At 63.6% G+C, this 25,442-nt stretch carries 27 protein-coding genes, 1 other RNA gene and 1 riboswitch; of the genes, 6 read left to right on the top strand and 22 right to left on the bottom strand.

What is annotated here, in order from left to right; translation table 11 throughout:
• The first annotated feature begins 38 nt into the window (after positions 1-38).
• Positions 39-230: a hypothetical protein gene (locus DB032_RS20780; protein ID WP_107801132.1), complete on the top strand. Its 192-nt coding sequence runs from the start codon at positions 39-41 to the stop codon at positions 228-230.
• Here DB032_RS20780 and DB032_RS20785 read toward each other — a convergent pair.
• The 8 genes from DB032_RS20785 to DB032_RS20820 all read right to left on the bottom strand — a co-directional run bounded on the left by DB032_RS20785 (position 227) and on the right by DB032_RS20820 (position 5,203).
• The gene (locus DB032_RS20785) at positions 227-559 is read right to left on the bottom strand and encodes a DUF1294 domain-containing protein (protein WP_107801133.1); all 333 of its coding nucleotides are present in this window, start codon (positions 557-559) and stop codon (positions 227-229) included. The genes DB032_RS20780 and DB032_RS20785 overlap by 4 nt on opposite strands.
• A complete protein-coding gene (locus tag DB032_RS20790; protein WP_233246755.1) occupies positions 550-1,125 on the bottom strand; it encodes a 5-formyltetrahydrofolate cyclo-ligase in 576 nt (191 codons plus the stop codon). The genes DB032_RS20785 and DB032_RS20790 overlap by 10 nt, the downstream gene beginning before the upstream one ends.
• Positions 1,126-1,186: 61 nt before the next feature.
• A non-coding RNA gene (gene ssrS / locus DB032_RS20795) (6S RNA) lies at positions 1,187-1,370 on the bottom strand.
• A 31-nt stretch (positions 1,371-1,401) separates the two neighbouring features.
• Positions 1,402-1,713: a cell division protein ZapA gene (locus DB032_RS20800; protein ID WP_019101793.1), complete on the bottom strand. Its 312-nt coding sequence runs from the start codon at positions 1,711-1,713 to the stop codon at positions 1,402-1,404.
• Positions 1,710-1,919, bottom strand: a complete 210-nt coding sequence (locus DB032_RS20805) for a hypothetical protein (RefSeq protein ID WP_048409989.1) — start codon at positions 1,917-1,919, stop codon at positions 1,710-1,712. The genes DB032_RS20800 and DB032_RS20805 overlap by 4 nt, the downstream gene beginning before the upstream one ends.
• A gap of 21 nt (positions 1,920-1,940) precedes the next feature.
• A complete protein-coding gene (locus DB032_RS20810; protein WP_107801135.1) occupies positions 1,941-2,813 on the bottom strand; it encodes a cobalamin-binding protein in 873 nt (290 codons plus the stop codon).
• Entirely contained in the window at positions 2,810-3,343 is a 534-nt protein-coding gene (cobU, locus tag DB032_RS20815; protein WP_107801136.1) for a bifunctional adenosylcobinamide kinase/adenosylcobinamide-phosphate guanylyltransferase, read from the bottom strand. The genes DB032_RS20810 and cobU overlap by 4 nt, the downstream gene beginning before the upstream one ends.
• Positions 3,344-3,352: 9 nt before the next feature.
• Entirely contained in the window at positions 3,353-5,203 is a 1,851-nt protein-coding gene (locus tag DB032_RS20820; protein ID WP_107801137.1) for a TonB-dependent receptor domain-containing protein, read from the bottom strand.
• A gap of 181 nt (positions 5,204-5,384) precedes the next feature.
• Positions 5,385-5,630: riboswitch (cobalamin riboswitch) on the bottom strand.
• Between the two features lie 149 nt (positions 5,631-5,779).
• Between DB032_RS20820 and cobT the strand changes: the two genes are divergently transcribed.
• The 4 genes from cobT (at position 5,780) to DB032_RS20840 (ending at position 8,692) form a co-directional block, all read left to right on the top strand.
• Positions 5,780-6,823 carry a nicotinate-nucleotide--dimethylbenzimidazole phosphoribosyltransferase gene (gene cobT / locus DB032_RS20825; protein WP_107801138.1) on the top strand — a complete coding sequence of 348 codons (1,044 nt, stop codon included), beginning with the start codon at positions 5,780-5,782 and terminating at the stop codon, positions 6,821-6,823.
• Entirely contained in the window at positions 6,820-7,422 is a 603-nt protein-coding gene (locus DB032_RS20830; RefSeq protein ID WP_107801139.1) for a histidine phosphatase family protein, read from the top strand. The genes cobT and DB032_RS20830 overlap by 4 nt, the downstream gene beginning before the upstream one ends.
• A complete protein-coding gene (gene cobS / locus DB032_RS20835) occupies positions 7,410-8,138 on the top strand; it encodes an adenosylcobinamide-GDP ribazoletransferase (protein ID WP_107801140.1) in 729 nt (242 codons plus the stop codon). Before DB032_RS20830 ends, cobS begins: the two co-directional genes overlap by 13 nt.
• An 89-nt stretch (positions 8,139-8,227) precedes the next feature.
• Positions 8,228-8,692 (top strand): GNAT family N-acetyltransferase, encoded by a 465-nt coding sequence (locus DB032_RS20840; RefSeq protein ID WP_107801141.1) that lies wholly within the window; start codon positions 8,228-8,230, stop codon positions 8,690-8,692.
• 31 nt (positions 8,693-8,723) lie between these two features.
• Here DB032_RS20840 and speB read toward each other — a convergent pair whose 3' ends face one another.
• The 14 genes from speB to recQ form a co-directional block, all read right to left on the bottom strand.
• The gene (gene speB, locus DB032_RS20845; protein WP_107801142.1) at positions 8,724-9,689 is read right to left on the bottom strand and encodes an agmatinase; all 966 of its coding nucleotides are present in this window, start codon (positions 9,687-9,689) and stop codon (positions 8,724-8,726) included.
• Between the two features lie 150 nt (positions 9,690-9,839).
• Complete coding sequence (locus DB032_RS20850; protein ID WP_107801143.1) at positions 9,840-10,619, bottom strand: YoaK family protein; 780 nt, start codon at positions 10,617-10,619, stop codon at positions 9,840-9,842.
• A 144-nt stretch (positions 10,620-10,763) separates the two neighbouring features.
• Complete coding sequence (locus DB032_RS20855) at positions 10,764-11,579, bottom strand: SPOR domain-containing protein (RefSeq protein WP_107801144.1); 816 nt, start codon at positions 11,577-11,579, stop codon at positions 10,764-10,766.
• Positions 11,576-12,292, bottom strand: a complete 717-nt coding sequence (locus DB032_RS20860) for a type III pantothenate kinase (RefSeq protein ID WP_107801145.1) — start codon at positions 12,290-12,292, stop codon at positions 11,576-11,578. The genes DB032_RS20855 and DB032_RS20860 overlap by 4 nt, the downstream gene beginning before the upstream one ends.
• On the bottom strand, positions 12,289-13,254 hold the full coding sequence (locus DB032_RS20865) for a biotin--[acetyl-CoA-carboxylase] ligase (protein ID WP_107801146.1): 966 nt from the start codon (positions 13,252-13,254) through the stop codon (positions 12,289-12,291). Before DB032_RS20865 ends, DB032_RS20860 begins: the two co-directional genes overlap by 4 nt.
• Positions 13,251-13,751 (bottom strand): D-glycero-beta-D-manno-heptose 1-phosphate adenylyltransferase, encoded by a 501-nt coding sequence (rfaE2, locus tag DB032_RS20870; RefSeq protein WP_107801147.1) that lies wholly within the window; start codon positions 13,749-13,751, stop codon positions 13,251-13,253. The genes DB032_RS20865 and rfaE2 overlap by 4 nt, the downstream gene beginning before the upstream one ends.
• Positions 13,752-13,888: 137 nt before the next feature.
• Entirely contained in the window at positions 13,889-14,338 is a 450-nt protein-coding gene (locus tag DB032_RS20875) for a type IV pilin protein (protein WP_107801148.1), read from the bottom strand.
• A 9-nt stretch (positions 14,339-14,347) separates the two neighbouring features.
• Entirely contained in the window at positions 14,348-18,721 is a 4,374-nt protein-coding gene (locus tag DB032_RS20880; RefSeq protein WP_107801149.1) for a pilus assembly protein, read from the bottom strand.
• 11 nt (positions 18,722-18,732) lie between these two features.
• Positions 18,733-19,140, bottom strand: a complete 408-nt coding sequence (locus tag DB032_RS20885) for a PilX N-terminal domain-containing pilus assembly protein (RefSeq protein WP_107801150.1) — start codon at positions 19,138-19,140, stop codon at positions 18,733-18,735.
• Positions 19,137-19,898, bottom strand: coding sequence for a PilW family protein (locus DB032_RS20890; RefSeq protein WP_107801151.1), 762 nt, complete (start codon positions 19,896-19,898; stop codon positions 19,137-19,139). Before DB032_RS20890 ends, DB032_RS20885 begins: the two co-directional genes overlap by 4 nt.
• Positions 19,895-20,461, bottom strand: a complete 567-nt coding sequence (gene pilV / locus DB032_RS20895) for a type IV pilus modification protein PilV (protein WP_107801152.1) — start codon at positions 20,459-20,461, stop codon at positions 19,895-19,897. Before pilV ends, DB032_RS20890 begins: the two co-directional genes overlap by 4 nt.
• A 1-nt stretch (position 20,462) precedes the next feature.
• On the bottom strand, positions 20,463-20,984 hold the full coding sequence (locus DB032_RS20900; RefSeq protein ID WP_107801153.1) for a GspH/FimT family pseudopilin: 522 nt from the start codon (positions 20,982-20,984) through the stop codon (positions 20,463-20,465).
• Between the two features lie 468 nt (positions 20,985-21,452).
• Complete coding sequence (gene argJ / locus DB032_RS20905; RefSeq protein WP_107801154.1) at positions 21,453-22,670, bottom strand: bifunctional glutamate N-acetyltransferase/amino-acid acetyltransferase ArgJ; 1,218 nt, start codon at positions 22,668-22,670, stop codon at positions 21,453-21,455.
• Between the two features lie 84 nt (positions 22,671-22,754).
• Positions 22,755-24,560: a DNA helicase RecQ gene (recQ, locus tag DB032_RS20910; RefSeq protein ID WP_107801155.1), complete on the bottom strand. Its 1,806-nt coding sequence runs from the start codon at positions 24,558-24,560 to the stop codon at positions 22,755-22,757.
• Between the two features lie 382 nt (positions 24,561-24,942).
• On the opposite strand from recQ, the gene DB032_RS20915 reads away from it, so the two are divergent.
• Positions 24,943-25,425 (top strand): surface-adhesin E family protein, encoded by a 483-nt coding sequence (locus tag DB032_RS20915; protein WP_107801156.1) that lies wholly within the window; start codon positions 24,943-24,945, stop codon positions 25,423-25,425.
• Positions 25,426-25,442 lie beyond the last annotated feature (17 nt).

Below are 25,442 nucleotides of genomic sequence, written 5' to 3' on the forward strand. Positions count from 1 at the left end.
CGAAAGGGGGTTCTGAAGCGATATGGAAAGGGAAGACCATGAAAACGCATGAAAAACAGCTGGTGATGGGCCTGTTGCTGAGCGGCGCCTTGAGCGCCTGCGTGGTGGTGCCGCCCCGGGCGGCGCCGGTAGTCGTCAAACCCGCGCCGGTGGTGGTGCGCCCGGCGCCCGTCGTGGTGACGCCCGTCTACGGCTATTCCGGCGACTACGGCCGCCGCCCCTGGCGCTAAGCCGCGCGCAGATACAGCCAGCCGCCCAGCAAGGCCAGATTCAGCGCCGCGCCGCACCAGAACAGCAGCCGAAACGGCTGCTTGACGGTTTTGTGGCGAAACAGCCGGCGCGCCATCAGGCCGCCGGGCCAGCCGCATAGCACACCCAGCCACAGCAGCCGGGCTTCCGGCGTGCGCGGCCCGCCGCGCTCCGCCGCCCGCTTGTCGCGCCAGTACAGAATGAAGCACAGCAGGCTCAGGCTCAGATACAGCCACGCCACCGCCCACTCCAGCCGCCCCAGTAGGGCCAAGGCCGGCAAAACGGCCAGGAAGACGATGGCTATCGGCATAGGGGGCTCAAAGGCAGCCGGCGCAAACCGGATTCGGTCAGCAAATAATCCAGCCGGACATCCCAGGGCTCGCGCGGCACGCGCTCGACGCGCTGGCAATCGTAGGCCACGCCCACCAGCAAGGGCCTGCCGAACAAGCGCGCGCGCTGGCGGAAGGCCAGCGTGGTGTCGTAGAAGCCGCCGCCCTGCCCCATGCGATAGCCCTCGTCGTCGATGGCCAGCAGCGGCACAAACAACACGTCCAGCCGTTCGGCGCGCAGCGCCGGACCATCGTATTCGGCGATCCGGTAGCGCGGATGCAGATACCAGCGGTCAGCCGCGCCCAGACGGCTGAACCACAGCCGGCGGCCGCGCCGCGGAATCTGCGGCAGATAGACTTCCGCGCCGCGCCACAGCGCTGCGCTCATCAGGATTTCCAGATCCAGCTCCGAACCGGCGGCCAGATAAGCGCCCACGCGCTTGCCTCGCTTGAGCAGCCGCGAGGCGTGACGCGCGATCGCCCGCATCGCCTGCAAACGGTAAGAAGCGCTCAGAGCCTGACGCGCGCGGCGAATTTTCCTGCGCAATGCGGGCTTGTCGACGGGAAACGGATCGGAAACAAGAGAGGGGGCGGTCATGGCAGAGGGGGGAGCCCCCGCGAGTGTCGTTCGGGCAAAATTCGCTTGTACCCTGTTTCCAGGGAGGGCCGCCTGCCAGTCATTTCGGGCGCATCCTCAAGAGGACGCGGCACGCCCATGACTCACGCTGGCAGCCTGAAGCGAACGCATTGGTACAAAGGAATTGTGTGCCTTCACAAACACCGCAGGGGGTACTGACCTTGGTGTTCGCCAGCTGGCTGCGGTTTAAAACAGCGCTTGCTGGCTTTCGCGGAGCGCCTGGTCGGCTGCTTCGCTCATACTGCGTATTTTACGCTGAAACGCCGCCATCTCCAAGCCCTCTCCCACTTTTGTCTTCAACAAATCGTGGGCGATGTTCAAGGCGGCCATGATGGCGATCTTGTCGGCGTCCATCACCTTGCCGTGCTGCTGGATCATTTCGATCTTGCCGGCCAGCAGACGCACCGCCTCTTGCAGCGTTTCCTTTTCTTCCGCCGGGGTGCCGATGGTGAAGGAACGTCCCAGCAGTTCGATTTCAACCTGAGCCACGTCGCTCATTCCGCATCCTCCGACGCCTTGGGCAGGCGCTCGACCAGAGCCGCCACCCGCGCGCGGGTTTCGTTCACTCTGAAGTTCAGCTCCGCATTGTCGCGCAGCGCTTCGGACAGCGCTTCGGCAAAACGGCCGTTTTGTGTTTCAAGTTCGCGAATGCGCGCCACCAACGCCGTCACCCGCGACTCGAGATATTCCAGTTCCTTGTCCATGGCGGCGAGGATAGCCGGCGCTCACTTGGCCGTCAAACCCAGCCGCTGCCGCGCTGTGTCCAGCGCGAGACACAGGGCCGCCGCGCCGTCCACCAGCCGCGGGCCGGGCACGACCATGGCGTCGCCCGGCAAGGCGAACAAGGCGTCTTTGGCCACCGCCGGCAGCGTTTGCCAACGACGCCACATCCGCAGGCTGGCCTCGTCGCCGGCCAGAATGGCCTGCGGACGCGCGGCCACCACGGTGGCGGCGGACACTTGCGGCGCCGGCTGCCGGACATCGCCAAACACGTTGACGCCGCCGCACAAGCTGATCAGCGGCCCCATGAAGCTTTGATCGCTGACGGTGAAAATGGGCGTTTGGCTGACTTGATAGAACACCCGCACCGGCGCGCGCGAGCCGTAACGCCGGCGCAACTCGGCCAGGCGCTGGCGATAACTCGCGGCCGCCTTGCCGGCGGCGACGTCCACGCCCGCCAGCCGCCCCAAGGCCAGCATTTCCTTGGCCACGTCGTCCGGCTGCAAAGGGTGACTCAGATAGACGGGAATGCCCAGGCTGCGCAAGCGCTCCAGTTCGCGCGGCGCGCCGCCGTCGCGCCAGGCCACCACCAGATCCGGCCGCTGCCGCATCACCGCCTCCAGGCTGAAGCCGGTGAAGCTGCCCACCCGCGGCAAACGCTTGGCGGCGTCCGGATGGTCGCTATGTTCCACCGTGGCCACCAACTTGTCTCCGGCGCCCACCGCGTACAGCATTTCCGTGGCGTGCGGCACCAGGGTCAGAATCCTTTGCGCCGGCTGCGCCAGCGTGATGGTCTGGCCGCCGCCGTCCTGGGCGCTGACCGCCGCCAAAGCCGGCAGCGCGCCCAGCAGCAAGGCCAGAACCGGCAACCGTCTCATATCTCGCCTTTCAACACCAGCGGCAAGCCGCAGGCCACCAGCGTCACCCGCTGGCAGACCGCCGCCACCGCTTGATTCACCCGCCCCAGCTCGTCGACGAAGCATCGGGTCTGGGCATTGGCCGACACCACGCCCCAGCCGATTTCATTGCTGACCAGCAGCACCTCGCCTCGGGCCTGTTCCAATGCCGCCAGCAGCGCGGCGCGTTCCTGTTCGAAACCGGCGGTGTCGAAACCGCCGTCCTCGTTGAAAAAGCGCATCAGCCACATGCCCAGGCAGTCGACCAAGAGCAGGCCGCCCGCCGCGTCGCGACGCAGCAGCTCGGCGGCCAAGCCGCGGCCGGCCTCCGCTTGCGACCACGCCGCCGGACGCCGTCGACGATGGTGTTCGACGCGAGCGGCGAACTCGGCGTCGCCGCCGCGCAGCTCGGCCGTCGCCAGATAGCAGACCGGGCCCGGGTGGGCCAAGGCCAGGGTTTCGGCGTAGCGGCTCTTGCCGCTGCGCGCGCCGCCGGTGATCAGGTGGGGCATGGGAATTCCTTACTGACTGAAACGAACCCCAAGGAAAACACCCAGTCCGCCGGTGTTGTACCCATAAGCGGTTTCATATTCACGATTGAACAGATTGTCCGCTCGAGCCGTGGCAGTCCAATTTTTGGCAAAACGATAATTGGCAAAAATATTGGTCACGCCGTAACCATGCAGCGCTTTGGCCTCCGAATTAGCCGCATCTCCCGCTCTGCGCGACGCGACTTGCTGCTCCGCTCCCAGCGTCCATTTTTCCCACTGCTTGGCGGCGGATACGCTGGCACTCTGGCGCGGCCGGTTTGCCAACCAATTGCCTGTCTTATCGTCTCGCGCATCCATCAGCGTCAAGTTACCTTGCCAGTCGATACTGAGCCATTGGGCCCCCGCCTCCAATGACAGCCCCCGGATCGTTGCGCGATCCACATTGCTCGGGCGCCATGAATTGAAATCCGTGGGGTCGGCTTGCGCCCACTGAATCAACTGCTCCACTTTGTTCTGGAATAGGGTCAAGCTAGCCGAACGGCCATCTTTTCGGTATTGCAGGGCCAGTTCTGTATTCTTTGAACTCTCCGGCTTTAGATTGGGGTTGCCGCTGTCCGGATAGTACAGATCGTTAAAGGACGGTGCTTTATACCCTGTGCCATAACCTACACGCGCAAGCCAACCATCGGCGAAACGATAGCCATAACCGGCTTTACCGGTCATCTTCCCCCCAAATTGATCATCATGATCGTTTCGAAGGCTAGCTTGCAGAAGATGCTTGCCCAACTCCAACTGGTAGCTCACGAATCCGGCATTGGTGGTGCGGGTGTTTTTGGTATAGATACCATCGCTAGCGATTTTCTGGTCCAAATGGGAAGCGCCCAAAATAAATACGCCAACCTTGGTATTCAAGTCGTTCTGCCATTGCCATTCGTTCTGCGTTGTCTGAAAAAAGCTGGCACGCCGATCGAAATTGCCGTTCTTGAACATCTCTGACTTGTCTTGACTGCGGGCAAAACGCAGAGTGCTTGTCCAGACATCATTGAAACGATTTTTTGATTCAACGCTCTGCCCAGTCAGGCGCGACTTGTAGCTATCCTGCCCCTTCCACGCACTGCTAGAGTCAATGTCCGCCTCAGCAAAGGTCTGGAATAGACGCACAGTCAAGTCATGGCCCGGCAACAAGGTCTGCGTCAGGCTAGCGGCATAGCTATCATTGCGATACCCATCATTGTCCGGGTTGTAGTAATCCGTGTTTCGTGAATTCGTCGCCGAAAAACCATCGGACTGAGCGTGCGACAGCTGCAGGCTATAAGCGGTATTTCCCGACTTCCCCGCTACGCCGGCGCTTAGCTTGCCGGTGCCTCGGCTGCCAAACTCCACCCCCGCGTTCCATCGCGGCTCGCCCTCGCCTTTGCGAGTGAAGATCTGAATCACCCCGCCGATGGCGTCTGCGCCGTATAAACTGGACGCAGGCCCGCGCAGAATTTCAATGCGCTCGATCTGGGCCAATGGAATATTCTGAATCGTCGTGGTACCGAGCGTGGCGGAATAAATTCGCACGCCGTCCACCAGCACTACCGTATGACTATCCTTGTTGCCGCGGATATAGATGCTGCTGGCGCTGCCTGGGCCGCCATTGCTGGCGATAAAAACAGCCGCTTGACGCGACAACACTTGTTGCAGGGTTTGCGCCCCGCTTTCTTCGATTTCCTCGCGCGTGATCACGGTCGCATCGGCTAGCGTGCGCGACAGCGGTTGCGCCACACGGCCCGCCGTCACCACTACCGGATCCCCGGCGAACTCGGGCACATTGGCGGCATAGGCCTGGCCGGCGCAGGCCAGCGAGACCAGCAAGGCGCATTGTTGGGGTTTGAACATGAAACACACTCCACATGGAATCTGGCCGCCTGGGCGGCATGGTTAGGAAGAGTGCGAAGAAGGCATGATAAAGGGGGACGCCGCGGCAGGACGCCGGGCCGTCTGTCGGATCGCCTCCCCGCGATACTCCAGTGCGGCCGCCTTCCGGGCGGCCATTGGGCGGGCGCGAGTGTGGTTTCCATGATCGCGCATGCCAGCAGGCCGGTCTCCGGGCTCGGCCTTGCGGCGATGCGCCTTCCCATCCGATGGACAGTGGCCGTTGCATCGCCTGGGCGTTGAGGTTCAACGTCTCGCGCGTCGAGCGCGACTCGGTTGAACAGCTTCACACGCCAGGCCTTACCGTTGCGGGGGCAGCGCCGGTCTTGCACCGGCTTCCCGTTTCATCCGCGTCGCTTGAACCGCGGACACCTGCTAGGTTCCGGATTATACCGGAGAGCATCCCGACGGGATGGCGCCAAAAGAAATATGTTTAGTTAGGATCAAATCGTCCACCGGCTGCGGGTTGCCCCGGTGGCGGGCTATCGCTTAAAGTCGCCGCTGAATCACTCTCTCATCCAGGCTGGAGTTGGCCATCTCATGACATTCATCGATACCTTTCGCTCACCCGATTTCGCCGCCTACCAGGCCGCCCGCGCCCGCCAGGCCACACTCACCAAGCCGGCGGGCAGCCTGGGCAGGTTGGAAGAGCTGGCCTGCCGCTTCGCCGCCTGGCAGGGCAAGGTCTGCCCGGACGCGCTGCGGCCGGCGATCACGGTGTTCGCCGGCGATCACGGCGTGACGGCGGAAGGCGTGTCCGCCTATCCCTCGGTGGTGACCGGCGAAATGGTGCGCAATTTCGCCAATGGCGGCGCGGCCATCTGCGTGTTGGCGCAAAGCCTGGACGCCAGGCTGGAGGTGGTGGACGCCGGCGTGCTCAGCGACGTCTCCGCGCTGCCCATCGTCCACGCCAAAGTGCGGGCCGGCACCGGCAATCTGGCCAGGGAGGCCGCAATGACGCCGGCGCAGGCGGAGGCCGCGCTGGAAGTGGGCCGCCTGGCCGCGCGCCGCGCGCTGGACGGCGGCGCCAATTTGCTGATCGCCGGCGACATGGGCATCGGCAACACCACCGCGTCCGCCGCGCTGATCTGCCGGCTGGCGGACTTGCCGCCGGAGCGCATCGTCGGCCGCGGCACCGGCCTGGACGAGGCCGGCCTGGACACCAAGCGCCAAGTGGTACGCACCGCGCTGGCCCGCGTCGCCGGGCGCGATTTGTCCGCGCTGGACATCCTGGCCGAGCTGGGCGGCCTGGAAATCGCCGCCATGGCCGGCTTCTATCTGGAAAGCGCCGCGCAAGGCGCGCCGGCGCTGGTGGACGGCTTCATTTCCAGCGCCGCCGCGCTCTGCGCGCTGGCGCTGGAGCCGCGCGCGGGAGATTGGCTGCTGGCCAGCCACCGCTCGGAAGAAACCGGCCACCTGCTGGCGCTGCACGCGCTGAAGCTGGAGCCGGTGCTGGACCTGGGCATGCATCTGGGCGAGGGGTCGGGCGCCGCCTTGTGCGTGCCCTTGCTGCAAATGGCCATCCGCCTGCACAACGAGATGGCCACCTTCGCCGAGGCGGGCATCACCGGAAAAGCGGAATGAACCCCTATACCCTGACCCTGTTGCGTCACGGCGAAATCGATCATGAGGGCCGCTTGATCGGCAGTTGCGATCTGCCGCTGAACGCCACCGGACACATTCAGATGGCGCAAAGCTGGCAGCGCATTTGCGCGCTGGCGCCGGTCACCGCGATGGCTAGCTCGCCCTTGCAGCGTTGCCGCGAGTTCGCGGTCCAGCACGCTCTGCACGGCTCGCTGACGCTGAAAGTGGACCCGCGCTTCGCGGAAATGGACTTTGGCGACTGGGACGGCATGGACGTGCAGGTGCTGGCGCAGCGCTATCCGGACTGGCGCGCCAAACTGGCGGCCGGGGAGCTGACGCCGCCGGGCGGCGAAGCTTACGATGGCTTCCGCACCCGAGTGCTGGCCGGCCTGTCCGAGTGGATGACCACGGCCAGCGGCAGCCACCGCGTGCTGGTCACCCACGGCGGCGTCATCACCACCTTGCTGGCGGAGTTGCTGGGCGCCGATTTTGCGGTGGCCAAGCTGATGACGGTGCAGCGCGGCGGCTTTGCCCAATTATCCATCCTGGACGGGCACCCGGCCTATTTGATGCGGCTGGAAGCACCGTGCGCGGACTGATTCTGGCGCTGCAGTTCCTGACCCGCCTGCCCACGCCGCAGCTGCGCGAGTTCAAGCCCGAGTGGTTGGCCGACAGCGCGCGCTGGTTCGCCGCGGTGGGCTTGATCATCGGCGCGCTATTGCTGGCGGCGCTGACCCTGGGCCGCCTGAGCGATCCTTGGCTGGCGGCGCTGCTGGCGCTCTTGATGTGGACCTGGGTCACCGGCGGCCTGCATCTGGACGGCTTGGGCGATCTCGCCGACGCGCTGGGCGCCGCCCACCGTTCGCGCGAACGTTTCTTCGAGGTGCTGAAAGATCCTCACGTCGGCAGCTTCGGCGCGCTGGCGCTGATCCTGGCCGTCGTCGCCAAGCTGATCTTGCTGATGTTGCTGGCCAAACAGCCTGCGCCGCCTTGGGGCCTGCTGCTGATCCCCGCCTGGTGCCGCTGTTTCGCGGTGTACTGGTCGGCCAGCCTGCCGGCGATCGCGCCTGGCAGCGGCGAGCGCTTCGCCTGGCGGCGGCACGGCCCCAGCCTGGCGGTCAACGCGGCGCTGCTGGCGGCGCTGTCGGCCTGGCTGGCCCCGGCATTGCTGCTGGCGCCTTTGGCGGCGCTGGCCTGGCGGCGCTTCCTGCTGCGCAAGCTGGGCGGCATGACCGGGGACTGCCTGGGCGCGGGCATTGAGCTGTGCGAAATCGGCCTCTTGCTGCTTTTGGCGGTCCGCTGGCCGGCGCTCTAGTAGCGCTGCAACGATACCGCCATCTCCCCGTCATCCCGCGGTGATGCCGAGCGCGGATACTGGCGGCGTCGTCATCGCACGGAGCCGCCATGGCCCATCTGGAGATCAGCTGCGAGCGCGGCCGGCTGGACCGCGACATGATTCAGCGCTTCCTGTCTCAAACCCACTGGGCGCAAGGCCTGACGCCGGAGCAGCTGGACAAGGCCATAGCGCACTCGCTGGTGTTCGGCGCCTACCGCGGACAACGGCAACTGGGCTTTGCCCGCATCGTCACCGACTACGCCAGCTTCGCCTATTTGTCCGATGTGTTCGTGCTGGCCGAGGTCCGTCGCCTCGGCGTCGGCCGCGCCTTGATGGAGGCGGCGCTGGCCCACCCCGAGCTGCAGCAGCTGCGGCGCTTTCTGCTGGTGTCCCGCGACGCGCGCCCGTTCTACCGCCGGCTGGGCTTTGCCGAACTGCGCGACGGCGAACGCTATATGGAGCTGCGGCGCGGGCCGGCGGCACAGCCGGCGCGAGCCTGGTCCTGGTTCCGCGCAAATAAAAACGCCGCTTGATGAGAGCGGCGTTCTTGCATGCGTCAACGGTTCAAAGCGTGCCGGCCAGCTTCTTATTGCGCATCAGGCACAGCATGTCACAGGCCAGATGCGCGGCGGCGAGGGCGGTCACCTCGCTATTGTCGTACGCGGGCGCCACTTCCACCACGTCCATGCCGACGATGTTCAGATCGCCCAGATTGCGGACGATCTTCAAAGCCTGAGCGCTGCTGAGGCCGCCCGGCACCGGAGTGCCGGTGCCCGGCGCGAAGGCCGGGTCCAGACAGTCGATGTCGAAGGTCAGGTAGACCGGGCTGTCGCCGATCACTTCCTTGATGCGCGCGATGGTGGCGTCCACGCCGTTGTCGTGCACCCAGGGCGCGTTCAGCACATTCATGCCCATGAAGTCGTCGTTCCAGGTGCGGATGCCCACTTGCACCGACTTCTTCGGATCGATCAGGCCATCCTTCACCGCCTTGTAGAACATGGTGCCGTGGTTCAGGCTGTCCGGCTCGTCGTCCGGCCAGGTGTCGCAGTGCGCGTCGAAATGCAGCAGCGCCAGCGGCTTGCCGTATTTCTCCGCGTGCGCGATCAGCAGCGGGTAGGTGATGAAATGGTCGCCGCCGAAGGTCAGCATCTTGGCGCCGGAGGCCAGGATGGTGCGCGCGTGCTCGATGATGGAGGGCTTAATGGTCAGCGGATTATGCGCGTCGAACCAGCAATCGCCGTAGTCGATCACGGCCAGATCGTCGAAGGGGTTGAAGCCCCAGGGGAAGGGGCTCAACTCGGCCAGCTGCACGCTGGCAGCGCGGATCGCCTGCGGACCCAGCCGCGCGCCGGAGCGGAAGGTGGTGGACAGGTCCAGCGGAATGCCGGACACCACCACGTCGGCGCCGGTCAGATCTCGGCTATAGTTGCGGCGCATGAAGGACAGCACGCCGGCATAGGTGTTTTCAATGGAAGAGCCGTACAGGCCCTGACGGCGGATCGCGCCGTCGCCATAAATGGTTTCGCTCATGAATACTCTCCGCGAGAGAGTACGCCGGGCTCAGGCGTCCCGACGATTACCGTCCATCTTGCACAGCCGACGGCTTGAGGCTGCCGCCCCCCTTGGGGCGGAACCCCGAAGTTTGCCGCGATGCGCGCGGACGCACAAGAGCCAATCGAATCAATGGCTTTCCAGCTGGATGCGCCACAGCCGGAAACGTAGTCTCACATCGTACCAGACCGGGCGCAGCCCCAGCAGGAACAAGAGCAGCGCCAGCGGCAGGGTGAAGCTGTATCCCATATGCTTGAAGCCCAGCGCGCCCACCACGCCCCCGCCGAAAAACGACAGCAGGATCAGCAGATAGGTGCGCAGCTTGACGCGGTTGGCGCGCACGTCCTTGACCTTGGGCATGCTTTCCCGGCCGTAGTAGCTGAGCTTGGCCAGCTCGATGCCGATGTCGGTGGCGATGCCGGTCATGTGGGTGCTGCGCAACAGGCCGCCGGACAGCTTGGTGACGATGGTGTTGTGCATGCCCATGATGAAGCAGAGCAGCATCACGGTCAGCGGGGTGAAAAAACCCTTGTGCAAGGACAGCGCGGCCCCCAGCAGGCCAAACAGCAGCAGCAGGCCGGCCTCTTCCATCATGGACACGCCGTAACCACCGCGCAGACGCTGCCGGCGCGCCCACAGAATCAGCCAGGAACTGTGCATGGCGCCGGCGATGAAGCACAGCAGCATCACCAGCAAGGACAGGCCCAGCGTCACCTCGCCCAGCGCGAACTCGTCGGCCATGCCGGACACGATGCCGGACATGTGCGAGGTGTAGCGGTGCACGGCGAGAAAGCCGCCGGCGTTGAGCGCGCCGGCGATGAAGGCCATGGACCACCCCAAATGCCGCAAGGTGCGGTCATTGAAACGGCCCCGGTCCAACAGCCGGGTGATGTTGCTTCGTCTGGACATATCCTGCTGACAGAATGAACAACGGCGGCCAGAGGCCGCCGTCATCGGAGAAATGAAGACCTGCGCCTGCGCCCGCTTGGGGCGATGCTTGATAGTGCATCGCCGCGCCGGCGCTGGCAAGCGGTCAGATCAAGACTATCCGTCTCATCCGCAGGATTTCAGGCCGATCCCCGGCGTCAGCCGCTTTTGCAGCCCCTTGAGCTTGTCGGCCTGCTGCGCGTCCAGCGTCTTGAAGCTGAGCGTGGTCTTGCTCGCCTTCTGCCCCTTCTGCTGCACCAGCGCCTTGTCGTAGCCGGCCGCCTTCAGCCGCGCGGCCAGACCCTTGGCCGCGTCTTCCTTGCCGAACAGGCCCAGCGACAGATGGCCTTTGAAGTCGTCGTTCTTGACGATGTAGTTGTCAAAGCCCTTGCCCTTCAGTTCCGACGACAGCGTCGACGTCTCCGCCTGGGTGGCCAGCGGCGGGTAGTAGACCCAGAAGCGCCCGCCTCCAGCGGTTTCTTCCTTGCTGACCTCGCTCAGCTGGCCGGCCTTGAGCTTGAGCTGCGGCACGCCGCCCTTGACCCTGGCCAGCAGCTTGTCGTCCAGCGGCCCCCATTGCAGGCAGGCCGCGGCGGCTTCCGCCGGCTTAGCCGTTTCGGCCTTGGGCTCCGGCTTGGCGGTCTCCGTTTTGGCGACCTCCGCCTTGGCGGCCGCTGTTTTCGGCGCGGACGCTTCTTGGGCCTTAAGCTTGGCCGCGGCCGGCTTGTCCGCTTTGGGCGCGGAAGATTCGCGCAGCGGCTCCGCCGCCGGGGCGGACGCGGCCGGCGCGGAGGCGTTCGGCTTCCAATTGGCCGGCAGCAGCTTGACCAGTTCCGGGCTCACTTCCTGCGCCCGCACGTCTGCCGGCGGACGCTGTTTGAACGAGCCATACATCGCCACCAGCAAATTCAGCACCACGACCAAGGCTAGAAACCACTTCATTTTTCGTCGGCCACTCTTAATAAGCCCAATAACACCAGATTATCCACGATCTCGACCGGCCCGGCGAGCCAAGGCGCCAAGCGCGCCGCGTCGCCGCCGGTCAACAGCACCCGCACCGGAGCGCGTCCGGTATGCGCCTGCAATTGCCGACGCTGCGTTTCCACCGCGCCGGTCAGCGCGTACACCGCGCCGCTGGCCAAGGCGTCTTCCGTGCCTTGCGGGAACGGCGCCACCACGCCGGCGGAACGGTCCAGATTGGCGGTGTTGCGCGCCAGGCTGCTCAACATCAGCTTCAGCCCGGGCACGATCAGCCCGCCCAGATAATCACCCTCGGCCGTCAAGGCCTCCACGGTCAGCGCGGTGCCGGCGCAGGCCACGATCACATCGTCCCGGTGCAGTTGCCGCGCGGCCAGCACCGCCAGCCAGCGGTCGGCCCCCTGCTCGGCCGGGTTGCGGTAGGCGTTGCGCACATCGCCGAAACCGGCTTCCGCCCGCACCCATCGCAAGGGACAGGGCGTTGCCGCCTCCAAGGCTTGCGCCGCCTCCGCCCGCGCCACCGACGCGCCCCAGGCGGCCGTGATCGGCCATTGTCGCCAGACTTCAGCCAGGCTGGCGATGTCGCCGTGCTCCACCGCGCCCTGCACCAGCCAGTCACGGCCATCATGCACCGCCCATTTGACCCGGCTATTACCGGCGTCGATCAACAACTTCATGCCAGTTTCCTCAAACTGACCTCGCCGGCGTGATACGTCTTCACGCCGTCGGCGGTGTCCACCAGCAGCGCGCCGCTCTCGGCCACGCCGCGCGCCACGCCCTGCACCGGCTCGCCATGGGAAAAACTCAGGCAGACCGGCGCGTCCTGATGCGCGGACAAGCTCATCCACTCCTGCCGCAAGGGCACGAAGCCATGACGGTCGAAATCGCTCAGCACCCGGTGCAGTTCGTTCAGCAACTCCGCCAGCAACGTGCTGCGCGCCAGCTTGACGCCCGCCTCGGCCAAACAGGCCACCGGCTGATCCACTTCGCCCGGTTCGCCCACATTCATGCCGATGCCGATCACCACCGCGGTCGGGCCCAGCGCGTCGCCGGACAGTTCTATCAGGATGCCGGCCAACTTGCGCTCGTTCAACAACACATCGTTCGGCCACTTCAAGGCCACCGGCGCGCCCAGCCGCCGCAGCGTCCGCGCCAAGGCCACCCCTACCGCCAGGGACAGGCCGGCCAATTGGGACAGGCCGCGGTCGAAGCGCCACAGCAGGGAGAACGTCAGACCCGAGCCCAGCCGCGCCTGCCAGCGCCGCCCCAAGCGCCCGCGGCCGGCGGTTTGCAGCTCCGTCGCCAACACCAGGCCGTGCAGGCCGCCGCTGGCAGCGCGCGCCAGCAGCTGGGAATTGGTGGAGTCGGTGCGCTCCGCCACCGCCAGCGTGAAGGTATCCGCCGCCGCCTCGCTCAGTCCGTCGCGAATGGCCGACACGTCCAGCCATTCAAACGGCGCTTCCAAGCGATAGCCCTGCCCGCGCACGCTGAATACGGTGACGCCCAGGTCTTGCTGGATGGCGTGCACCGCCTGCCAGACCAGGGTGCGGGAACAGCCCAGTTCGCCGGCGATGTCTTCGCCGGAATGGAAACGGCCGTCGGCGAGACGGCGCAGCACCGCGAAAGCGTGTTCGCTCACCGGCCGGCCTCGCTGGCCCGAATTTTATTCAAGGTGGAGGTGGTGGAGGTGTCGAACAGGAAGGGAATGGAGTGCACCTGGCCGCCGCGCGCCAGCGTCTCGGCGCTGCCGACGATCTTGTCCGGCGTCCAGTCGCCGCCCTTGACCAGCACATCGGGACGCACCTGCTCTATCAGCTGCGCCGGGGTGTCTTCGTCGAAACAGATCACCAGGCTGACGCTTTCCAAGGCGGCCAATACCGCCGCGCGGTTGTCCTGATGATTGATGGGCCGGTCGTCGCCCTTGCCCAGACGGCGCACCGAGGCGTCGGTGTTCAAACCCAGCACCAGGCTGGCGCCCAAGGCGCGCGCCTGCGCGAGATAGGTCACATGCCCGCGGTGCAGGATATCGAAGCAGCCATTGGTGAAGACGATGGGGCGCGGCAAGGCCGCCAGCTTGTCCGCCAGCTGTTCCTGAGTGCAGACTTTATTTTCGAACAAAGGTGTCGGGTAGGACATCGGCTTCCTTCAAACTCGGCAATCGTCCATGGGCGGCCACGCCCCCATGGACATCAAGTTGCGAAGGATACCACAGCCCCCCACCGCTGCCGCTAGCCAAGCCGCGGACTCCGGTCCGCGGCTGTCTCGTTTCGCCCTCAGCGCCAGCAATTGCTGACGGTGCCGCTGGCAGCGCTCTTGCTGCCCAGGCTATTGAGGCTCAGCGTGCCGCAGCTCTCTCCCACTTGCCCGCCGGCCGGGGCCGCCTGCAAGGTATAGCCCTGGCCGTTGGCCAATGTGGCGGAGGCGCTCAGATCGCCCATGGTGATGGTGTAGCGGTTGTCCTGGCTGCTAATGCTGGAGGAGGCGTAGCTCAGCGCGGTCAGCGAGGAGGCATAAGCATTATTCAGCGTGAAGTATTTTTCCTGCGCCTGGGCGATGGCTTGCAGCTCGGTCTGCACTTCGGCCCGATAGGTGCGTTGCACGTAGTTGGTGTACGACGGCAAGGCGATGCTGACCAAAATACCGATAATGGCCACTACGACAATCAGCTCTATCAAGGTGAAGCCGCGATGTGTCCGCCGCGCCGCTTTGCTGCGATATCCCATTCCCCATCCTCAGTTATTGGTCAGTTCGCGCCAGGTGACGCGCTTCCAGCTGCGCCCCAAGTTCCAGCCCGTGATCGAGGTGCTGCCCGTGGTGCTGCTGGACAGCGAGTAGACCTTGCCGCTCAGGACAAAATCGGTGGTGCCCAACGAGCCGCCCATCTGCTTGCCGATGATGGGCTTGTAGTTGCCGGAGGAGTCCGTCGTCTGCGCCACGGTGTCCGCCAGCTTGGGCTTGATCCCGGCGCCGCCGTTATCGTACTGCACCCGCAGAATATAGGCGGCGTCCTTGGGCGTGCAAATATCGCTGGTATCCGAAGAAGGGATATAGGTCTGATATTCCAGCGTCTTCGAATAATAGTTCAGCATCCCCACCACCCGCTCGCCGCTGATGTTCAAATCCTCGTACCAGCCCAACTTGCCGGCGGTGGAACTGATCGAGCCGTACTGCGTCGAGCAGCTCTGGTTCGCCGTCGCGCTGGCCAGCGTGTAGTCTTTCCAGCTGATCGAGGTATTGGTGGCCTGCCGGTAAGTGGTGCCGCTGATTACATTGGTGGATAGGGTTTGTTGCAACAACAGGCGGCGATCGCAAACCGGCGCGCCCCAGTCCCAAATGCCGTACACGCTGTGGCTGTTGGATTCCGGCGTGCAGCTACTGGTCTTGTCGCAGCTTTCTATGTATTTGCCGGTGCCGAACATCACAATCCGGTTGCTATTGCTCGCCGAGGTGACGCCGTTGCTGACTGGCATGGGCGCGGTCACCGGCGCCAGCACGATGGGCTGGGCCACGCCGCTGCTGTCTTTGGCGCTGAACAAGGGCACGCGGTTCAAGGCCACTTTCCAATTGGACGGCGTGCCGGAGCTGAGGTCGAACTTCCACATATTGCCCTTCAGATCCCCGGCGTAGACCACGTCTATCGTGCCGTTGCCGTCCAGATCCACCGGCTCGATGGTGGACAGGCCGTTGGGCGACACCGCGGTGCCGGACAAGGTGGACAGCTTGTAGTAATTGCTGTTCAGGACCCAGCTGACGCTGGAATCCAGCGACAGAATCAGCAGGGCGGCGTCACCGTTGGTGCTGTTGTAGCCATTGTGGCTGACCACATACCACTTGTTGTCATTGAGTTTGATGATCTGCGGCGCGCCGAACACATAGCCCATGTCCAGATCGTTGGTGGCGTTGAACTCCCATTTGGCGATGGAGGCGGCGCTGCTTTCGCTGAAGGCGTCCGGATTGGTGATATCCAGCAGATACAAGCCCTTACCGCCCGCGCCCAGGCCGCCGGCCAGATAGCTGCCCCAGGTGCTGCCAATCTGGGCGTCGACGGCAACCGGGGTCGAGTCGACATAGAAGTTATGGGTATAGGAGTTGCTGGCCAGCAGGTTCAGGTTGCCGAACACCGGCGAGGGGATGTAGGCCAGCAGTTCTGCGCCGGTGGTAGCCTGAAAGCCATGCAGCATGCCGTCGTTGGCGCCCACGTACACCATGGAGGAACGGCTGCCCTTGCTCGTCACGAAGGACTGGTAGCTGGTGCTGCTGTAGTTCGGATCGCTGGAGCCGTTCGCCGGTGCCGGGATGTAAGCCGGCGAGGAGTTGACGATGTCTCCCAGCTTGGTGGCAGGCCGCGGCCGGAACTGCGTGCTGCCGTAGCCCTCGTTCGCCGGGCTGCCGCGCAGATAAGTCAGCCGGCTTTGCGTCACTGAGCTGAGCTCGGACGAGGAAGCCCGCAGAGCCTGCTGCTGCACGGTGTTCAGGCTGGACCACTGGAAGGCTTGCCCGCCGCCGATGCCGCCGCTGGAAGTGATGATCTGGCGGCCGGTGTCGCTGTTCACCTTCAGCTTGGCGTTCCACAAGGGATTGCTCAGGGACAAGCTGGTGCCGCTGACCAGAATCTTGCGGGCGCTCAAGTCCCCGGACCAGTCCGCGCTGTTGACCGAGGCTTCGTAGTAATAAGTATCGCCGCTGATCGTGGACTTGCTGCCCACCCCGGCCGAACCTGACCCGTTCTGATTGCTGATGTTCTGGAAGGCCTGATCCAGCTGGGCGTTCAGTTTGGACGGGTTGCTGACCAGCGAGTAATTGTCGGGGTTGCCGTCGCCGTCCGCGTCCCATTGCCAGACATTGTTCGGGTCAAAGGAGTTGGGGCTGCTGGGATTGGTCTTGTTGTCGGTGAAACCGCCGTACTTGGCCATATACCACAACGGGCTCTCGAACAGCGTAGTCGAGCCCTTGGTCGGATCCAGCGTGAAGGTGGCGGTAAAGGTCAAGGGCAGCACACGGCAAGAGCCGCTGCTGAGGCCGTAATTCAGCGGGTTATAGCCTGACTGCCCGCTGCTGGTGCCTATGCACTGAGTAGCGCTGCTTGACTCGTTCTCGCGCACCACCAGGTAGGCGCCGGCCTTGTTCTCGGTGGAGGCCCCGGCCAAGGGTTGCACGCCGGAGATGATGAAACCCAGATGGTTTGCGTAGCCGCTGGCCGCATAGGTGGAGTTGACCGTCACCTGCACCTGATTGCTGCCCACCTTGCTGATCTGATAAGTCGCGATAGCATCCAGGTCGTAGTCGCTGCCGAACTCGCTATCGTCGAAGTTCACCTGAAAGGAATAGGAACTGCCGTCGCTGGCCGCGCTGGTCAGGAAGAAGTTGGTAATGGTCAAGGTATTGCTTGCGCCAATCACCACCTTGCCGAAAGGCACCAGCGTCACCGAACCGCCGGTCAAGGGCACGGTGATCTTGGGCAGGGGCGAAGAGAGCCCCACCGCGAAAGTGCGCACCGGCGCCAAGGTGGCGCCGCTGGGCGGACTGGTCGGCGTCACCAGGATGTTGGTACGCGCATAATAAGCGGCCATCGCCGCGTAAAAGCTGCCCTGCCGCGTCGGCTCCTCCGGCGACAAGCCGCGGACATCGAAGTTGGAGGCGGGTTTGCTGGTCGGCAAACCGTCGGCGGTGCCGCCGGACACCTCGCCTATCATCACGTTCTTACTACCGCTGCCAAACTGGTAGCCCCACAAGGTGTTGCCCAGCTGGCTGACGTTCATCCCGCTCAAATCGTTGCTGTAGGAGAAGCCCCAGGGCGAGCCCGGCATCTGACTGTCGTAAGAGGTCAAAGCCTCGCTGATCACGGTGACAAAGGGCTTGGTGCACCAGGCCCTGCCGTTATAGGGGTTGGTCCAGCTGGTGATCTTGGGCAGGCCCAAAGTACTGGTATCGATCGAGGTGGTGCCGGTGATGAATTTGGGCCCGCTCTTGCCCGCCAGATAACGCAGGCCCTCGTAATACATGGTGGCCACCGGGTTGCCCCAGTTGCCGCTGCCGCTGGTGGAAGTGTCGTAGCTGGAGCTGGGCTTATTGATCCTGAGGCGGTCGATCGTATCGACCGTACCCCCAGCCTTAAAAGTACCGTCGCTGTTCAATTCGTCGCCGAATTTGCCGATGGCGTCGCGCAGCACCCCGCCCAACTGCGGCGAGTCATACGAGCCGGTCAACAAGCCAAACTCCATATTGCTGCTGATGCCGTATTTATGCAGCAGACCGGTGGGCAGGTAATTGCTGCCATACTGATTGCAGTTGCTCTCCAGCAAGCCCCCCACGCACACCCGCACTTGCATGGTCAAGGCGGTGAAGTTCTGAGACAGCTTGCCGTTGCTCTCGGTGCTGACCCAGTCCGTCATCACGTTCTTGGTGGGATCCATCGCCGCGATCCGCAGCACCGGCGTACCCGGATAGCTGCCGCTATCCATGTTCACCATGACGATGTTGCGGCCCGCCGACAGCATGCTGGCGATGGTGCTTGTGGAAGTGCCGGCGCCGTTTTCATACTTGGACACGCCTAGCGTGGTATCGACGTAGGAGGCCAAGGACACCGTGGGGCTGGTGGAAATGACGCTGCCGAAAGACTTGCCCCAGACATGGGCGTCCAGCGGGATGTTGGAGCGGATCAGCGTCGCGGGCGAAGCGCTGGCCCGCTTGCCGCCATACAGCGATTTGCGCAGCACGTCGATGCGCGACATGGTGACGTAGTTGAGGAAGTCCCCGCTCCAGTGCGAGCCGTCGCAGGTTTTGTCGCTGGTCGTCGCATAGGGAATGAAAGCGCTGCTGGACGAGCTATAGGTGTAACACTTGAAGGAGTCGAAATAGCCGTAATAGTCGATGGACTTGGGCTTGTAGCCGATATCCGGCATCCCGACACCGTCCAGATCCGTATAGTCGTTGTAAGCTGCGACAAACAGATTATGGCTCTTGCCCATCACCAGCAGATTGATCGGGTTCACTTGCAAAGTGTTTTGCAATAAGGGTTGGGTCGGAATGGTCAACGCCCAGGCCAGGCTTCCCTGGGTCAGGGCCAAGATCAGACTCAAGCAACCTTGCATCAAGATGCGCGCCATCTTCCGTCTCCTTACTGCTCCACCCAGACGACGGATTCCAATTGCGTCTGAGTTGTGTTCAACAGGGTCTTGCGGCCGCCGTAGCCCGTCGCCCGCAACAGGTAATAATCTCGTCCCCCGCTGGTGCTGACATAGCTGATGGTATAGGTGGCGGACGCGGCCGAATTGGACACGGCGACAGTGCCGCTCGCCGTGGTGCCGCTTGCCGGCAGATTGTCGGCCGTGGCGATATAAGTCTCGGCCTGACGCATCGCCACTTCCGCCGCCATGAAGGCGATGGCCCGCTCGCGATTGTTGCCGCCCAGTTTTTCTTCCATCAGCGCCGAACGCACCGCCCCGAAACCGAGCATCGCCAGCACGGTCAGGAAGATCAGAGCCACCAGTAATGAAAACCCCTGCTGTTGCGCCTTGGCCGTCATGACAGATTGTTCCGCAAGAAGATGGAGGTCCGGAAGGTTCGCGCCAGCTTGCCGTTATTGGACACCCCGGCCGCCGGATAGGCGCTGCCATTGCAGTCGGTCACGGAGTAGCCGCTGGGCGCGGTGTACTGAGTGTCCGACTCCACCAGGATGCAAACCCTCACCACATGCACTTTGGTCCAGTCTGCAACCGACGTCGCCGCGACATAACTCTCCGGAATATTATCCGGCGTCGTGCTGCTATCCACCCCATACGTCAGCACCAATTGCTTCACCCCGCTCAACACCGTGCTGGTGCTGCCCGCCGAGGCGCAGGTCATCACATCGCTGGCTGTGCGGGCAATTGCGAAACTATAAGCCGTCGACGCGCTGGCCACCGGACTGCCCTGGCAATCTATGATCTGATTATCGTTATTTCCGTAAAAGCGGTAGTTCAAAGTGCCGCTCGCCTCCAGCAACACCGTGCCCGCGCTCGTAAATGTCGTGCCGCTGGCGGGGAAATTGACGGCCAAGCCATTGGCCAGCTTGGTGGTGTCCACATAGCCGGCCTGACGCACTTGCTCCGATATCCAGCGGAGGGCGAAACGGCCTTTCTCCTGCACCTCGGCCTGCGCCGCCTGGCTGCGAAACACGGTCTTGTTGGAATAGAACACCTGGCCGACCAGCAGCACCACCATCAAGCCCAGTGTCAACGCCACCATCAGCTCGATCAAGGTCATGCCGCCTTCACGGCGGCTGCGCATCGCCAAGGTTTTCATCGGAATCGGTACTCGAAGGTCTGGGTTTGCATGGGAGTGGTGCCGCTCGCCGCTTTTTCCTGCCAGCTGACGCTGACCGAAACCTGACAAGCCGTACCCGTACCCGCCCCTGCCAGGCTGTAGCTACACGCGCTCAAGGTAGCCGCGGAACTGCCATCCGCCTTTTTCAGCAGAACCTGCACCGAGCCCGAACCCAGCAAACTATTGGCCGTGGATGAAAAGTAAGAAGTGTCTGTCGTCGCCATGGTCTGCGTGGCGGAACTGTTGGCGGTACAATCCGACGTCGCCACCCCGGAGGCGTAGCACCCCAGCGCGCCATTCAAGTCCATCTGATTGCTGGCGGTATTCAGGGCGTAAACCTGATCGCCGGTCGCCGCCCTCACCCGCTCGGCCGCCTCCACCGCCAGTTCCGAAGCCAGGCTGCGCATATAAGCGTCGTGCGAATCGCGGATGGATTTCAGCTGCATGCCGGCCATGGCCAACATGCCCAGGGCCACCACCAGCACTGAGATCAGCACCTCCAGCAAGGAGAACCCGGCCTCCGCTCTTATCCGTGCGCGCATATCAATTCCCGCTTATCAAGCCGTACGGCGCCACCTGCACCGTGCTGCTGGCCGTTGTGGTCTGGCTTTGAAACAGTATCTGCAGCGTGGTGGTCAGACGCGTGCCGCTGGCCGTCGCCCCCCTCGCCTCGCCGCTGGGCGCAAAACGAAAACCGGCCACCGTGCTCGAAGCGACAGCGGCGCCGCCAGGGTTATGCACCGACAGGATTTCGCTACTGGAAGGCGCGCCGCTGCCGTCGAGATCGGCGAAAACCAGCCAGCCCACCGACCAATTGCTGGCCGCATTGGAACAACTGCTACCATCGGTCGACGCGCACACGCCCACCGGCACGCCGCGGCGAATCGCTTCGGCGCGGGCATTGGTCATGTCCGCCACCAAGGCGCGCGACAACGCCTGGTAACGATTGGTGTCGATGAATTGGTTGAACGCCGGCACCGCCAATGCCAGGCCAATCCCCACCACCGCAATGGTCACCAATAGCTCAACCATGGTGAAACCACCCAACGTCGTTCGCCGGCCCATTCCATTCCCATTGCTTAAGCTGTTTTTTCAGGATTGTATAGAGAAGCGAACGCAGGCAAGCCTGGCTGGACAAGCGGCAACTAAATCAAGACAGAAGGGAAGACAAGGAGCAGAAACGGGAAAGGGATCGTCCGCCAGACGGCGATGCAATGCATAAAGCCCAGCTCGTCGCTGCGTTTCGTTTCCGTCGCTGCGTTGTCTGCTGAGGAGGTGAAATATACGTTACAGCCCTCGCTCCGTCAACACCTATTTTGAAAAAAGACGGAGATTTCGCAAGCAGCGCCGGCAAGCTTTTGATTTGTAAAGAAGCTGCCATTCCGGGCCGGAACCATTTCTCTCCAATGCTCCGACAAGCCCTCGCGGAGGAAACGCCCAGGATGCGAAAAAGCCCCGATTGACGGGGCTTTTTCTGGGCAGGAGGCCGGCATTCCGGCAAACGGAGCGGCCCAAACGGCTAAAACGCCTTGCTCAGCTGCGGTAGTCCGCATTGATCTTCACATAGTCATAAGAGAAGTCGCAGGTCCAAACCGTGGCTTCCGCCGCGCCGCGCCCCAGGTTTACCCGCACCAGGATTTCCGGCTGGGCCATCACGCGCTGGCCGTCTTCTTCTTTATATAGAGGATTGCGTCCGCCGTTGACGGCGACCAGCACCTCGTCCAGATACAGCTCCAGGCGATCGACGTCCAGGTCCTGCACCCCGGCGTAGCCGATGGCGCACAGCAGGCGCCCCAGGTTTGGGTCGGAAGCGAAGAAAGCGGTTTTCACCAGCGGGGAACGCGCGATGGCGTAAGCGACGTCCTTGCACTCTTCGAAGGAGCGGCCGCCCTCAACTTTGACGGTGATGAACTTGGTGGCGCCCTCGCCGTCGCGGACGATGGCCTGAGCCAGCGCCGTGGCGACTTGAATCAACTCCGCCTTCAGCGCCTGATAAGCCGCCAGCTGCGGCGAATCGATCAACGGAGCGCCGCTTTGGCCGGTGGAGATCAGAATAAAGCTGTCGTTGGTGGAGGTGTCGCCGTCCACCGAGATGCAATTGAAGGAAACATCGGCCACTTCCTTCACCAGTTGACGCAGCACCGGACGCGTCACGGCGGCGTCGGTGGCGATGAAGCCCAGCATGGTGGCCATATTGGGATGAATCATGCCGGCGCCCTTGGAGATGCCGGTGATGTTGACCGGATGACCGTCCAGCGTCAGGCGGGCGCTGACCGCCTTGGGCGCGGTGTCCGTGGTCATGATGGCGCGGGCGGCGTCGGCCCAGTCCGCGCCTTGCCGATGCGGCAGCGCCGCGGTGATCTTGTCCACCGGCAGCGGTTCCAGGATGACGCCGGTGGAAAAGGGTAGGATCTGTTCCGGCTGGCAGCCCAGTTCGTCGGCCAGCGTGCGGCAGACTTGCAGCGCGTCGCTGCGCCCTTGTTCGCCGGTGCCGGCGTTGGCGTTGCCGGTGTTGACGACCAGCGCGCGGATCTGCACGCCGGCGTCCAGATGCTTTTTGCAGATTTGCACCGGCGCGGCGCAGAAGCGGTTTTGGGTGAATACGCCGGCAACGGTGTTGCCCTTGTCCAGACGGATGACCAGCACGTCGTTGCGGTCGGCTTTCTTGATGCCGGCGGCGGCAACGCTCAGTTCCACGCCGGGAATGGGGAAGAGATGTTCGCCGCTGACGGGCTTGAGGTTTACTGCCATCTATCGCTCCAGATCAATCAATATTATTCGCATCGATTGTAGCGGATTTGATCCGCCGGACCGGAAACAAAAACGGCGGCCGGATCAACCCGCTTCGGCCGCCGCCGCGCTCAGCAGTTCAAGCAGCGCTTCGCCATAGCGCGCCAGCTTGAGTTCGCCCAGTCCATACACCTTGGCCAGACCGGCGCGGGAGCTGGGATGCTTTTCCACCAGGTCGCGCAGGGTGCGGTCGGAGAACACCGCGTAGGCCGGCACATTGTGTTCGTCCGCCATTTGCCGGCGCCAGCCGCGCAGCGCCTGCCACAGCCGCTCTTCGCGCTCGGTGCGCAGCCAGCGATCGGCGCTGGCGCTGCTGCGCGTCGCCTTGTCGTCGGCCAGCGGCCGCAGATAGACTTTTTCCTGGCCTTTGAGCACGGCCCGGCATTCGTCGCTCAACACCAGCGACTGACCGCGGGCGACGTCGACATGCAGCAGCTTGCGCGCCACCAGTTGGCGGATGATGGAGCGCCAAACGCGTTGGTTGTAGTCGCGGCCGATGCCGAAGGTGGACAGCTTGTCATGGCCGTAATGACCGACGCTTTGATTGGCGCGGCCCAGCAGCACGTCGATCACGTGGCCGGCGGAGAAGCGCTGCTCCACCCGGTAGATGCAGGACAGCAGCTTTTGCACCGCCACGGTGGCGTCGAAGGTGATGGGCGGATGCAGACAGTTGTCGCAATGGCCGCAAGGCCGGCTCTGTTCGCTGAAATGCGCCAGGATGTGCTGGCGGCGGCAGGAGGCGGCTTCGCAGAAGGCCAGCATGGCTTCGAGCTTGCCCAGTTCCACCTGCTTTTGCAGCTCGGCCATTTCCCCACCTTCTATCATTTGCCGCAGTTGCACCACGTCGTTGAGCCCGTAGCACAGCCAGCTGGCGGCGGGCAGGCCGTCGCGGCCGGCGCGGCCGGATTCCTGATAAAAGTTTTCCGGGCTCTTGGGCATGTCGATATGAGCGACGAAGCGCACGTCCGGCTTGTCTATGCCCATGCCGAAGGCGACGGTGGCGACCATGACCACGCCTTCGTCGCGCAGGAATTCGCGCTGGTTCGCCTCGCGTTGCTGATGGCTGAGGCCGGCGTGGTAGGGCAAGGCGTGGATGCCGTTGTCGCACAGCCATTGCGCGGTGTCTTCCACGCGCTTGCGCGACAGGCAGTAAACGATGCCGGCGCTGCCCGGGTATTCGTTGCGGATGAAGTCGAGCAGCTGCTTTTTGGCGTTGTGCTTTTCCACCACTTGGTAGAACAGATTGGGCCGGTCGAAACTGGACAGGAAGACGCGCGCGTCCTGCAGCTTCAGGTAATGGATGATGTCGGCGCGGGTCTGTTCGTCGGCGGTGGCGGTCAGGGCGATACGCGGCACTTGCGGGAAGCGCTCGGCCAGAAAGCCCAATTGCTGGTATTCCGGGCGGAAATCGTGCCCCCAGTGGCTGACGCAATGCGCTTCGTCGATGGCGAACAGGCTGATGTTCAGCTGCGACACGAACTCTTGGAAACGCGGGGTCAGCAGGCGCTCCGGCGCCACGTACAAAAGATCCAGCGAGCCGGCGCGCGCCTGGCGCGCGATGTCGCGCGCCTCGTCCAGCGGGGTGGCGGAATTGAGACAGGCGGCGGCCACGCCCTGCTCCACCAGGGTGGCGACCTGGTCCTGCATCAGCGCGATCAGCGGCGACACCACAATGGCGACGCCCGGCCGCATCAACGCGGGGATCTGAAAGCAGAGGCTCTTGCCGCCGCCGGTGGGCATCAGCACCAGCGCGTGGCCGCCCTGGGCGACGTGATCGACAATCTCCCCTTGCTGCCCGCGGAATTCGGGATAGCCGAAGATATTATTGAGTAGGGAGAGCGCGTCCTGCATAAGCCGTCTTCTTGCGAGAAGGGGCCTATTGTACGGCAAGTGGCCGGCAGCGTCCCGTCCCGGGAGCCACGGGCAAAAAAAGGGCCGCTGGAGTGCAGCGGCCATAAAGTTGGATGGAGACAATGTGAAACGAAGAGGAAAAATGCTCTCGCACTACCATGGACCTGTGGGACACTCGCGAAGTTCCTTTTTTTCCATTTATTTTTGGCGTTTTTTCGCAAAAAAATACTTATATGGCATTGCGGATTTTTTGCGGCGCCGCACTGTCGAAGGCAGCCCGCCACCCGTCTCTAGCCACCGCCGTGCAAGCCGTTCCGCGCGCCGGCGCTTGGAGCCTTCCCCCGGCTGTGCGACACTGACCGACGATTTCTTGGAGGCATTAATGCGTAATATTTGGCCCGTCCTGCTGGCGGCCGCAGTGATCGGCGGCTGCGCCAGCGCCCCCAGCAAAGCACCCAGCCCATCGACCGTCGGCAAGCCCGCTCAGTCCGGGGCCAGTCCGGCCAACGCCGATTGGCAAAACCTGGGGGTTTCCCCCAACGGCAACATCCTGAACGAGCTGGACAAGCTGTCTGTCCGCAAGCAGGGCCAGGTGGCCAGCTTTCGCGACCGCAAGACCATCTTCAATCTGAAGAAGGAAAACTTCCTGTCCACGCCGCGTCACAAGGTGTCGATCAATACTTGGCAGATAGACTGTTCGCAGCGCACTTTCCGCCTGCTGGACATGGTGCTGTTCGATGAGAACGGCCGCCAGATCGCCAGCTTCACCTATAATGACGCTCAGATAAAACCTATGCCGGTAGTGCAGAATTCGGCCAGCTATCAACAGATGCTGCTGGTATGCAAGGGCGAACCCGGGTTCTGAGCCCGTTTCGCCCAGCC

The organism is Chromobacterium sp. Panama (assembly GCF_003052555.1).
Taxonomy (GTDB): domain Bacteria; phylum Pseudomonadota; class Gammaproteobacteria; order Burkholderiales; family Chromobacteriaceae; genus Chromobacterium.